Here is a 12,360-nt window from a genome sequence, read left to right on the forward strand (position 1 = left end):
GCGGGGAGTTGAAACTCGGGGGTGTGCGTGTTCGACAAGTGGCTTCAGACGGAGCCGGTGCAACTGCCGGCAGGACCACTGCAGTACGAGGCGCTCGTCGACTCGGGGCAGATTGGTGAGGCGGAGCTGCTGGAGCAGCTCGGACGTGAGGTGGCTCGGAACTACGTCACCCCCGGTGAGCTCGCTCTCGTTTTTGACGACCTGGGCGCGCCGGAAGTCGCCCGTTACGTGCGCACGAACATGTTCCCGGCTGAGACCCGCACGCGGCACGGTGACTTCGGGGAGATCGTCACCGGGGCCTTGTACAGGAGGGTGCGCCGATGGTGCGTGCCGATCATGAAGCTCCGCTGGAAGCAGACTGCGAATCAGGCGGTCCAGGGCACGGATGTCCTTGCGTTCCGGCTCCGCCAGAACCCGCCCGTGGTTGCCGTGCCGGAGGTGAAGACCCGCGCTACGCGCAAGCTCGACCTGGGGCAGGAGGCGCACGAGAGCTTGGAGAAGATCCTGGACAGGGACCGTCTGGATGAGAGCATACGGTTCGTCATGGTCCGCTGCTTTGAACGGGGGCAGGGCTTCCTGGCCCACCGGATAGCTGAGGTGCTGAGGCAGCCGGAACATCGCTCCGTTGAGCGGCACATGGTCTTCGTGCACGACCACGCGGCGTGGAAGGAGGAGGTCGTCACCCGCCTCGCCGGGATCGTCAAGCAGCCGACCGAGCTGACCGTGGTGAAGATACGCGACCTGCAGGACTTCGTCGCCCGCGTGTACAAGGCGGCCCGAAGCCCAAGGCGCGCCCAAAGACCACAGCGGGGACGCTGCCGCGTGAGGGACTACAACGGCATCCTGGCCCGGCTGGGCCATGACGCCCTCACCGAGGGTGAGGCCGCCCCGCTGCTGCGCGCCCAGCTGCGCTCGCACGTGCTGGCCGAGCAGATCAGCATCGACGGCGCCACCGCCGCCTACACCTACAACCTCAGGGAGCTGCGCCGCGGCCTGACGCTGGCCCGGCTGGGGCAGCTCACCCGAACGCCCCGTGAGCGGCGAGAAGACCCAGGACCGCTCACCGAGATTGCCCAGGCTTACGCCGACCTCGCGGCGCGGTACGAGACCACCGACCCGCAGCGCATCGAGCTGCTCGCGATCGCCGCGACGATGTGGAGCCTGGCCGGCTATCAGGCCAACTCCGCAACCCTCGCAGCCGAGTTCCGCACCGAAGTCGTACGTGCCTTCGCCGCAGGCGAGGAACTCGCCTCGGCCGCCGCGACCGCAGCCCCGTATCGAGTGGCCGCGCTGACCGGCGCGGTGCTTGAGCGCGACATCGACGAAGCCGCCCGCCTCGGGGCACAGGCCGAAGCCGACTTACCCGCTCTCGGCGAGCAGTTGGTCCAAGCAGCCCGCCAAGGACGCGCCGACCAGGCGGACGCCGCCGTCCTCGCCGCGTACGGGCTGGCCGGACGCGCCGCACGCTCCCTCGCCGCCCTGTGGCGTCTGGGGAACCGGGCAGCGGGCCGCGCAGCCGTCACCGACCTGCGCAAGGCCGCCTCCATCCTCCTCGACGCCTCGGTCGTCGACACCTGGACCCTGATCGACTCCCTCGCGTACGTCGTCGAGGACATCGTCGCCACCTCACCGTGGATGCTGCTGCGCCGCGCGGCCACCTGGGGCCGACTGTGGGAGCGCTATCTCAAAGCCTTGATCGTTGCGAAACGGCCCATGACCCAAGTCTGGCCATCCCAGCGAAAGGCCCTGGAGAAAGGGCTCGTGGACGCCGCAGCGACCAACCTCGCGGTCACCATGCCCACCTCGGCGGGCAAGACCCACATCGCCGAGTGGGCGATCCTCCACGCCCTCACCCCCCGGCCCGCAGACAACGACACCTGGTGGAACCTGCCCCGTCTGGCCGTCTACGTCGTCCCCACCCGCGCACTGGCCGCCCAGGTCGAACGGCACCTGGCTGCAAGCCTCGAACTGGTCGGCCTGCGCGTCTCCGCGATGTTCGGCGGCGTCGAGCACGTCCGCTACGAAACCCAACTGCTGGACTTCACCGACGTCCTCGTCGTCACCAGCGAAAAACTCGACCTCCTCCTGCGCAACGTCCCCGAACTCGCCCCCCGGCTCGCCCTGGTTCTGGCAGACGAAGGACACAGCCTCGACCGCGCCGAAAACGAACGGGGCCTGCGCCTGGAGATGCTCCTCACCCGCATCCGCCACACCGCCCCCACCGCACGCACCATCCTGCTCTCCGCTGTCCTGCCCAACGGCGACGACCTGGCCCGCTGGCTCGCTCCCGCCGCCAACGGCACCAACCACGCCAGCACCAACTGGACCCCCTCCCAGCTACGCACCGGCGTCTTCTACTGGCGCGGCCGCGAGGTCGACGGCCAGAGCGGCACCATCGAGTACGGCGTCCACGGAAGCAGCGACTTCTTCCTCTCCCGAGTCCTCACCCGCCACGTGAAGAAGACCCGCCTGTTCCCCCGCGAACGCAAGGACGTCACGGCCGCTCTGGCCCTCCACTTCGACCGTCTTGGCCCCGTGTTGATCGCCTCACCCACACGCGTAAAGGCACAAGCGGCCGCCAAAGCCCTCGCCACAGCCCTCAACACCGACGGCACCCGATCCCTCGGTACCGCCGAGGACGGCACGATCGACCCCCAAATCATGATTGACCGTCTGAAACTACATACCGAAATTGCCCGGCACGTCGGCGACGGGCACGACCTGACCACCATGGTCCTGCGCGGCTTTGCCTACCACCACGCCGAAGTACCGCAAGCCGTACGCCACTGCCTGGAGCGCGCCTACCGGGACGGCACCCTGCGCGTGCTGTGCGCGACCAGCACCCTGTCCCAGGGCATGAACCTGCCCACCAAAACCGTCCTCGTCCCCGACGTCCGCCGCAGCAAAGAGGAAAAGATCAAAGTCCGCGACTTCTGGAACACCGCCGGCCGAGCCGGCCGCGCCTTCCAGGAAACCGAAGGCCACGTCGTCCTCATCGCCAACGACCAGACCGAGGCACGGCAGCTACGCCGCCGCTACCTAGACCGCAGCAACATCGAACCGGTCATCTCCACGCTCGCCGACCTGTACGTCCAGCTCGTGCGTGCCCGACTCGGCACCAACCCAACCCCCGGACAAGACCTCACCACCCTGGACCTTGCCGACCCTGAAGACGACAGAGCGATCCTGTGGACCGAGGGGCTGGACATCCAACTGCTCGCCCAGCTTGCCGAGGAAGTCGTTGACACCTCCGACCAGGGCCTCCTCGAAGAAGCCGCCCACACCCTGCTCGGCCAGACCCTCGCTGCCCACCAGCTCGGCGCCCGCCACTGGTCGCTTCAACCACTGGCCCGCTTCTCCGCACGCCGAGTGCGGGCCATCGGCCAACGACTTCCCGACCGAGCCATTCGCGCCGGCATTATCCGCACCGGCCTGAGCGTCCAAGGAGGCATCGACGCCCTCGCCGCTGCCGACCACATCGCAACCACCCTCGAGGCACGACCTGATCTCCTCGACCGCGATCAGTGGCCCGAACTGCAGCAGCTCTTCGTGACCGCAGCCACCACGGTGCTGGAACTCCAGCGCGGCGCCCGTAAAAAGAAGATCCCCGTGGCCGCCATCGCGCCCGTCGCAGCCGACTGGATCGCAGGCCTTCCCCCGACCGACATCCACAACCGCCACAAAAACACGCTACACACAGCCGACATCACCAAGACCGCCGTCGTCATCGACAGCGTCATCGGACACGACCTTGCCTGGGCGATCTCCGCGATCCTCCAACTCCTCGAACAACGCCGTGGCATCCCCGCCGAAGGACGCCTCGCTGTCCTCCCCGCCATGGCCAAATACGGAGTCGATACGCCCGCAGCCTGCTACGCCTCCAGCATCGGCATCCACGACCGCGCAGCCGCGATCGCCCTCGCCGCACACTGCCCCTACAACGACCCCACCTTCAGGGTTTTTCTCGACTGGCTCAACCACCTCAGCACCGACGACCTCACTGAGATCACCACGCCGGACGTCGCTGCCCTCCTCATCCGCAGCGCTGAACGCCGAAGCCCCCGCGCGGCCCAGGCCACCATCCTGCGCGGCCACGGCACATTCACCTGCCACCTACGCGGCGTACGCCACGCCCACAGCGCCAGCTACCTGGCCCACCTCACTGCTGGCACCCCGCTGGCTCTCCACCGCGACGCCAGTAACCGCACGGACCCGAACGCCATCCGAGTCGAACACGAAGGACTGCTCCTCGGCTGGATCCCGCGCGAGATCGCCCGACCGCTCGCGATCACCTTCGATGACACCCCTAGCCCTACAGTCAATGCGCACCTCTCAACGGACACATGGCGACTTGCCTGGGCCGCCGAAGGCAGCACCCAACTGGTAGCGCCTGACGCAGTCGAGCTAACGATCACAATCACCTCGCAGTAGCCAGAAAGGGCGAGGCTGCCCACCGTCCAGGAGAGGGAGCGACCTCGGCGAGGCAGCCAACGACCTTGTCGCCGAGGGTGGACTGTTGGGCAGTGTCAGATAGGAGACACTCGCAACGATCGGCGGCACCGAAGCCGCCCTCTCTGCGACGGGTACGTTGGAAGAACCCCGGCATCGGCGGCGCGTGGGCAGACATCGTCCTCATCGCCCCGGAGTACGGGCGTTGTACGACCCCCGTCCCCGGTGACCCGTCTGTCCCGCGCGTCTGCCAAGGCGAGTGTGGCGTGCAGGCGAGCCGCGCACCGTACCGCTACACGCCCCGGCACAGCGGGCCGTCAGCCGGATGTCTCCCAGCTGGTGGTGAACAACGCGCATTCGAGCAGATCGGGGGCGGCACCGGACGGCCAGCTGTCGCCTTCGGCCAGCTGGTTGGCGGCGGCGTGCATGAAGGAGAGGTAGACCTGGTAGCGGTGGGGCGACCAGTTGCTGTCCGACCAGACCCAGGCAGCGACCGAGCCGTCCACATCGTGGCCGCTCTCGCGGCCGACCGCAGCGGCCATCCACCTCAGGCGTCTGGACAGCACGCGGTCGAGGATGAGTGGACGCGGGCCGTGGGCGGGCGGCAGCGCGATGCCGGTGAAGTAGAGGAACTTGGTGAAGAAGGCTGGCCCGAGCCCGGGAACGTGCCGGTGGAGTGCGGCGTACGCCTGTGGTGCACCGTGCTCGCGCAGTGCGGTGACCGCGGTGGCCAGCGCCGTGTTGAAGCCGTCGAAGGCCAGGATCTTGTGCAGGGTGGCGGGGCCGCTGCCGCCGGGAGTGCCGCGCTTGCCCTTGCCCCACACATACGTCGCGACCAGTGCCTCCTGGAACGCCTCCCGCCGTAGCGCATCGGCGACGGCTGATGCCACCTCCGCCCGGCTGACCGCAGCATCACCGCCTGCGGAGGTGGGCGCCAGCGCCTCCGGCCACGGAGTGATCTGCGCCCACCGGCCGGGCGTGTAGCGGACGGTGTGCGCGCCGGGTGTCCCGTCCGCGTAAGCAGCCGCATTCGTCTCCCACCAGTTGCCCAGCGCCCGTACAACGGCGTCGGGCAGCAGGTGTGCGGCCATCTCGCGGTCCACCGCGTCTGCACGCTCCTGGCGACCCTGCCCGTCCTGTTCGTTCACGAGCCGTTCCCTACCTGACGTGCCGCCGACTCGGGGGAGGGCGCGCCGGAGTCCTTCGGTTCGGGCTGCTGCGGTACGCCTCCGTCCGGCACGAGCTCGGCGGCTGCCTGCTCCAGCTCCTGCCGGCGAAGTTCGCCTCCCTCGATCAGGTACGTGTCGGGCAGGGGCCGCGCCGGCAGCCCCCAGGCGCGGGCGCGGGTCCGTACGCCGATGTCGCGGCTGACGATGACCACCGCCGCGGGAGCGACGGCCTGGTGCAGACGCAGTGCCGAGGCCACCAACTCGTCGTCCGGCACGGGAAGGCGGGCGTGCCCGGGTTCATCGGCCGCGATGAACACGGGGGTTCCGTCGTCTGCGGTCGCTTTCTCGGGCCCTGCTTCCAGGACTGACTCCAGCAGCCGGAACACGCCGCGCGCTCGCCGGGAGATCTTCTGGTCCCCGGTCTGGTAGCTCTTGGTGTCGATCTCGTCGACCACGACGTGCGGGACCATGACCGTGGTGGCCTTCCCGAACACCTTCTGCCAGGGGACCTTGTCGAACCGCGTGAAGTGCAGCGTGGTGTTCGTGTCCAGCACCGCGTACCGCAAGGCACCGGCGTGCCCGTAGCGCTCCTGCATGGCACGCACCCGGTTGGCCACGGTTCTGAAGTACTCCCGGAGTTCGGCGAGTTCCACGTACATCATCAGCCGGGCCTCGTCCAACGGAGCGGTGAGGATCGCCCGGTAGCGTCCCGCACGGAGCGGTGCTGCGATCTCCCGGTCGCTGAACCGCCGGTTGATCTCCTCGGCGGCCTGCCATGTCCACTCGTCGTACCGCTTGCGCACGGCCCGCATCTCGGCCTCGGCGTCCGCGCCCGTCCTCATCATGTGAGGGATCCGGATGGAGACGTCGTTGAGGGTTCCGGCCACGAGATCGTTATCCAGGAAATTGATCGCCTCGGCGCAGGTCGTTCCGGCTCTCAGCATGCCCTTGTTCCTCCCCCTCGGGGTCCGGCGGTCCCCGTCCGGCACATCCTGTCAGCGCTGACGCCCGGTGCGAGTTCCGATTCCTGCACCCGACCCGGCCAGGCCCCTGGCTAGACGAGGTCCCGCTGGTGTCCGATGAGGACCTGACCGTCGGCCTTCTCGGGGCACAGGCTCGCTGTTGCGGACGAGCAGCCCGTCGACTTCGCGGTCTGAGGTGCGGAACGGCTGCCGCTGGCAATGCTCTTCAGGCTCCAGCCAGGGCCGCGCCCTGGCCTGGCAGGCGACGTCCGCGCACACGGCGGCTACATCATCGCCCCCGGCACCACCACCCGCCACGGCACCTACACCCCCCTCGGCGATGCCCGGGAACCGGCCCCGCTACCAGCCTTGCTCGCCCAGGAACTCGAACGCACCCATCACCTGCCCGCCCCCACCACCCCCGCGCCCCGCCCCGTCCCGCCCCGCGCCCAGCAGGCCGTCCTCGCCGCGGGCGGCGGCCGCGGCCGCCTCTCCCACGTCCTCGCCGCGATCCCGACCTGCTCATCCTCGACGACTTCGCGATGCGTCACTTCATCTTGTCTCGTCCAGGACGCTGTCCCGCACAGCCCCGCGGCCAGGATGCTCCTTAGCTCAACGAAGGAAGGCGGCGAACGCACCAGCTACGGCGGCTGCGACAGTGATGACTGCGGCGAAGGCAGCGGCGGCACGATTGAGGGCGGCGGGATAAGTCGCCCCATCCATGCGTGCGAGCTTGCCCGCGCCGGCGGCGGTCATCAGCGCGACGATGATCACGAGTGCGGTGGTGAAAAGTACGACGACGGCCACGGCAAGCTCCCCTACCAGATGGGTTGTTGACGCGATCGAGAGTTCCGGAAGGGGTGTGCACCAGAGTTCAGTAGAACGAGAATGAACAGCGGTGAACACAGCACGGCCGGGGGACGGACAGGTGCATGGGGCGCAAGCGGGCGGCGAGTGGGACGGCCAGACAAGCAAAGAACCGCTGGATGAGCTGCGCCGGAGGCTGGCGAATGCCCTGGCCCACTCCGCTCTGACGGGCAAAAAACATCTTGCCGACCTGGCAGGCCTCTCGCGCGGGACCGTGCAGGCAGTGTTTGGCGAAGACGGTCCGGTGCCTACGGAACACACGGTCACGGCACTGGCTAGGACGCTGAAGTTGCCCGCCGACGAACTGTTGGCACTGCGCCGAGCCGCGATCAAACCACGGCGGAGGGGCGGCGGGTCAGCACCGGGCAAGCCGATCCACCAATGGGAGCCGCACGATCTGGAAGTCCATCCCGCCAGCCCTCCATCCGTTCACCACGCAGTGTCACCGGGCCGGCGAGCCTTGCCTGGATACGTGCGACGACACCACGATCATGTCCTTGCGAAAGCGGTATCCGATGCGTGCGACGGCCATAGCCGAATCGTGGTGCTGGTGGGCGGTTCGTCAACCGGGAAGACGCGGGCGTGCTGGGAGGCCGTGCAGCCTCTCGCGGACAAGAGGTGGTGGCTGTGGCATCCCTTTGACCCGACCCGCGCCGAAGCCGCCCTCGAAGACCTGCACCGTGTCCAGCCTCACACGGTGGTGTGGCTGAACGAGTCCCAGCACTACCTAGGCGGCCGTGCAGCTGGTGAGCGGATCGCTGCTGCCGTGCACAGTCTCCTTACCGACCGAGAACGTGGTCCCGTGCTGGTGCTGGGGACTCTTTGGCCCGAGTACGCCTCCCAGTACGCCGCCCTGCCCTCTGCAGGCGAGGAGGACCGGCACAGTCGGGTGCGGGAGCTGCTCTCTGGACACACCCTCACCGTCCCGGACGCCTTTGACGCCGAGGCTCTGGCCACCGCTACCACCCTCGCTCAGGCTGGAGAGGCCTTACTGGCCGATGCACTTACCCGCGCTGCCAGCGACGGGCGGGTGACACAGGACCTCGCCGGCGCTCCCGAACTCATCAAGCGCTACGAGCATGCAACGCCAGCCGCCAGGGCCGTCCTCGAGGCGGCGATGGATGCACGGCGCCTCGGAGTTGGCCTCCGCGTCTCCCAGGCCTTCCTCGTCGACGCCGCCACTGACTACCTCAACGAAAACGATTACGGCCAACTCGCCGAGAACTGGTCTGAACAGGCATTCGCAGAACTCGCTGAACCGGTCCACGGCAAGCAAGCCCCTCTACGCCGCATAACTCCCAGGCCCGAGCGACGCCCATCCACGCCGTCCTCTCCTGACGACGCCCTGCGCCAGCAACCTGCGGGAGCGGTGTTCCGGCTCGCTGACTACCTCGAACAACACGGCCGCACCACCCGCCGGAGACTGTGCCCGCATGCTTCCTTTTGGCACGCCGCCCACACCCACATCAGCCACCCCGACGACCTGAACAACCTTGCTCACGCAGCCAAGGTCCGACACCGGCTGGAGTGGGCCTACCACCTTTACCACCGCGCTGCCATCCACGGCAGCACCGACGCCCTCTACTGGGTGGTCGAGATGCTGGATGCGACTGGGGATCGGGCTGTTGCCGAAACCATGGCCCGGCACGCCGCCGACCACGGCGCCACCGGAGTGCTCCACCGCCTGGCCCAGCTGCGGCTCATGGCTGGGGATCGGGACAGTGCTGAGAGGTTCTACCAGCAGGCCGCCGACCAAGGAGACACCTCCGCCATGTTCGACCTGGTCATACGGCAGGAGTTGGCTGAGAACCGAGCCGGTGCCGAAACCATGGCCCGGCAGGCAGCCGACCACGGCGACACTAGGGGCCTGAAGCAGTTGGCCGACATGCGGTCCCTGGTCGGCGATCGGTACAGTGCCGAGAGGCTCTACCGGCAAGCCGCCGACCACGGCAACACCGACGCTCTGCGCAGCCTGATCTGGTCGCGTAAGGAGGCAGGGGATTGGGCTGGTGCCGAAGCCATCGCCCGGCAAGCCGCCGACCACGGCAACACCTCCGCCCTGTGCGACCTGGCCTGGGCGCATGTGGTGGCCGGGGATCGGGACAGTGCCGACGGGCTCTACCGGCAGGCCGCCGCCCACGGCAGCACCGACGCCCTCTACCGGCTGGTCGAGATGCTGGAGGCGACTGAGGATCGGTCTGGTGCCGAAGCCATCGCCCGGCAGGCCGCCGACCAAGGCGACACCAGCGTCCTGAAGCACTTGGCCGAGATGCGGGACGAGGCAAGGGATTGGGATAGTGCCGACGGGCTCTACCGGCAGGCCGCCGAGCACGGCGACACCGACCCTCTACGCAGCCTGATCTTGTTGCGTGAAAGGAAGGTGGGGGATCGGGCTGGTGCCGAAGCCGTCGCCCGGCAGGCCGCCGAGCACGGCGACACCCTCGCCCTGGGCCGCCTGGCCCTATGGCGTGAGGAGGCTGGGGATCGCACTGGTGCCGAAACGATGGCCCGGCAGGCCGCCGACCACGGCGACACCCTCGCCCTGCGCCACTTGGCCTGGCGGCGTGAGTTGGCCGGGGATTGGGCTGGTGCCGAAACGATGGCCCGGCAGGCCGCCGACCACGGCGACACCAAAGGCCTGTGCAGCCTGGCCTGGCGGCGTGAGGAGGCCGGAGATCGGGCTGGTGCCGAAGCCATCGCCCGGCAAGCCGCCGAGCACGGCGACACTTTCGCTGCGAGCCACCTGGTCAAGATGCGTAAGGAGGCTGGGGATTGGGCTGGTGCCGAAGCCATCGCCCGGCAAGCCGCCGACTACGGCGACGCCGACGCTGCGAGCTACCTGGCCGAGGTATGGGAGGACGCTGGGGATCGGGCTGGTGCCGAAACGATGGCCCGGCAGGCCGCCGACCACGGCGACACCCTCGCCCTGCGCCACTTGGCCTGGCGGCGTGAGTTGGCCGGGGATTGGGCTGGTGCCGAAGCCATCGCCCGGCAAGCCGCCGACCACGGCGACCCATATGCCCTGTCCGGCCTAGCCGCATTGCGGGCGAAGACAGGGGCCCGGGACAGCGTTGAAAGGCTTTGCCGCCTGATCGCCGACCAGGGAATTGATGATGTCCCACACGCACACGGTGCATTGATCGTGAAACAACTCGCAGCGCTGTGGCCCAATGGGCTGGACCCGGACGGCGCGCCTACACCAGCGTGGCCATGTCCCGTGTTCTGGCCCTGATGGAGCGCATTTCGGCATTGGCGATGCCGTATCGAAGACCGACACGGTCGCACACGATGCGGTTACAAGGTTGCCCAAACCAGCGGCGATCGGGCCGGAAGAGGGATCACGAATGTGACACCCCACTGCACACGCTCCGCCCGCTCCCCGCTCAACCGTGTTGTGTCAGGCCGTAGCCGCGCCGGAGGCGTCGACGGGGGGCGGCAGGGTGCGCAGCCGTTCACGCAGGTCGGCTACGTATTCGGCGGGGCGGGCAGCGAGCAGGCCCTCCAAGCGCCCCAGACGGGTGCGGGCGGTGGCACGCAGGCGGCTCGGCGGCACCCGGTCGAGGACGTCCAGGGCACGCTGCGCAGCATCGGAAGGCTGGTCGGAGGCCTCGGCCTGCGCGAGGCCGAGGGCGGCGGCGGCCCATCCCGGGCTGCCGGTGGTGCAGGCGGCCGCGGAGGCTTCGGCGCGGGTGCGGGCCTGCTCGGTGCGGCCCAGCGTGAGGTGCGCTTCGGCCTGGTGCAGGGCGAGTTCGGGTTCGTCGAAGCCGAAACGCCCGGGTGCTTGGCCGGCCGGGTCGGCTTCGAGTTCGGCCATTGCCACGTCGAGGGCGGCGGCCGCGTCCCGGTCGCGGCCCTGCTGGGCGAGGGTGGGCAGCAACGCCCAGGCGTGGAGTTGGGCACGGACGAGGCTGGCGGGCGCCGCGGCCGCGCCGCGCTCGGCGTACGTGTACGCGGCGGTCAGGTTGCCGGTGTGGTCACCGGCCCCTGCCCGTGCCACAGCGCCAACTGGATCGGGTTCGTTGTGGAGCGCACCTTCAACGACCACAGCTCCGGATCGTCCTGGAGCGAACACACCGCAACCGCCGGCCCCTTGTGCCCGGCCTCGTGCCACGCCCTCACCGTCTGCGCCAGCAGATCCAGTGTCGGCACCAGCACGAGCACACGCCCCCTGGGCACAAGCCGCCTCGCCGACGCCGCCGCCATGATGGTCTTCCCCGTGCCACACGCGGCGTGCACCTGCCCGCGAAGGCCATTCCAGGGAATACCGCCCGGCGGGACATCAAGACCCCGCACAATGGCGGCAACGGCCTCGATCTGGTGATCACGCAGCTTCACGGCCATGCCCCGTGCTCTCCTTTTCGCGGAATGGAGCGCGTAATAGCAAATGGAATCCAGGCGCAAGGTGCGCGGCGGTAGGGGTGTAGCATCTGATCCCAGACTCTACACAGTTATAACTCGTGATGCATCACCCGCACACCAACTTCGCACCCGAGGATGTCGCCTGACTCAATCCCATCCACGAACGACCGGTTGCCCTGTATGCTGACAGGCCATTGGTGAACACGTCCGGGACAGTCAGACGGTGGGGGAGGGGTTCAGGGTGGAGCGCAGCGGAACCCGTCACTACAACGAGGCCGGCACCCCGTCAGCCCGACGGCACGTCACATCCCTTACAGGGGTGGCAGCTGGGAATCCCAAGCCCTACACAGTCCCGCGCGTGATGCACCCACCCCTTGCTGCCAGCCCCAGGAATCCCGCTTGCGGGATTCCGTCAATTCGCGCTTGCGTGAATTGACACGCATTCAGAATTCCGCTTGCGGAATTCGATTCCCGCGCTTGCGCGGGAATCTGGCGGAGCGTCAGCGGAGCCGCTCCCTATGCAGCGCGCCAGCGCTGCATATCCCGCTCCGCGG

At 68.6% G+C, this 12,360-nt stretch carries 7 protein-coding genes and 2 pseudogenes; 3 read left to right on the forward strand and 6 right to left on the reverse strand.

Translation table 11 applies throughout. The features are described from left to right. The first annotated feature begins 57 nt into the window (after positions 1-57). Complete coding sequence (locus QFZ76_RS51530) at positions 58-4,431, forward strand: DEAD/DEAH box helicase (RefSeq protein WP_307680666.1); 4,374 nt, start codon at positions 58-60, stop codon at positions 4,429-4,431. A gap of 335 nt (positions 4,432-4,766) precedes the next feature. Here the strand turns inward: QFZ76_RS51530 and QFZ76_RS51535 are convergent, their stop codons facing one another. Next, the gene (locus QFZ76_RS51535; protein WP_307680667.1) at positions 4,767-5,597 is read right to left on the reverse strand and encodes a hypothetical protein; all 831 of its coding nucleotides are present in this window, start codon (positions 5,595-5,597) and stop codon (positions 4,767-4,769) included. After that, positions 5,594-6,562, reverse strand: coding sequence for a PIN domain-containing protein (locus QFZ76_RS51540; RefSeq protein ID WP_307680668.1), 969 nt, complete (start codon positions 6,560-6,562; stop codon positions 5,594-5,596). Before QFZ76_RS51540 ends, QFZ76_RS51535 begins: the two co-directional genes overlap by 4 nt. Before the next feature lie 237 nt (positions 6,563-6,799). Here QFZ76_RS51540 and QFZ76_RS52165 point away from each other — a divergent pair. After that, positions 6,800-6,901: pseudogene (locus tag QFZ76_RS52165) on the forward strand (hypothetical protein); the annotation flags it as partial. Positions 6,902-6,940: 39 nt separating this feature from the next. On the opposite strand, the gene QFZ76_RS52170 reads toward QFZ76_RS52165, so the two are convergent. Next, positions 6,941-7,078, reverse strand: coding sequence for a hypothetical protein (locus QFZ76_RS52170; protein ID WP_373464606.1), 138 nt, complete (start codon positions 7,076-7,078; stop codon positions 6,941-6,943). A gap of 114 nt (positions 7,079-7,192) precedes the next feature. Continuing rightward, a complete protein-coding gene (locus QFZ76_RS51550) occupies positions 7,193-7,387 on the reverse strand; it encodes a hypothetical protein (RefSeq protein ID WP_307680669.1) in 195 nt (64 codons plus the stop codon). Positions 7,388-7,478: 91 nt separating this feature from the next. Here QFZ76_RS51550 and QFZ76_RS51555 point away from each other — a divergent pair, with 91 nt between their 5' ends. Next, entirely contained in the window at positions 7,479-10,679 is a 3,201-nt protein-coding gene (locus tag QFZ76_RS51555) for a hypothetical protein (protein ID WP_307680670.1), read from the forward strand. 165 nt (positions 10,680-10,844) lie between these two features. Here the strand turns inward: QFZ76_RS51555 and QFZ76_RS51560 are convergent, their stop codons facing one another. Together QFZ76_RS51560 and QFZ76_RS51565 are read right to left on the reverse strand one after the other, a co-directional pair. Beyond that, positions 10,845-11,444, reverse strand: a complete 600-nt coding sequence (locus QFZ76_RS51560; protein WP_307680671.1) for a hypothetical protein — start codon at positions 11,442-11,444, stop codon at positions 10,845-10,847. Further along, a pseudogene (locus QFZ76_RS51565) lies at positions 11,408-11,788 on the reverse strand (DEAD/DEAH box helicase family protein); the annotation flags it as partial. The pseudogene QFZ76_RS51565 and the gene QFZ76_RS51560, both read right to left, overlap by 37 nt. Positions 11,789-12,360 lie beyond the last annotated feature (572 nt).

Origin of the sequence: Streptomyces sp. V4I2 (assembly GCF_030817655.1) — a bacterium.
GTDB lineage: Bacteria > Actinomycetota > Actinomycetes > Streptomycetales > Streptomycetaceae > Streptomyces > Streptomyces plumbiresistens.

What these genes read in the sequence shown, in the direction of transcription:
- QFZ76_RS51540 (WP_307680668.1), bottom strand. Translation starts at nt 6,562, where the DNA reads ATGCTGAGAGCCGGAACGACCTGCGCCGAGGCGATCAATTTCCTGGAT.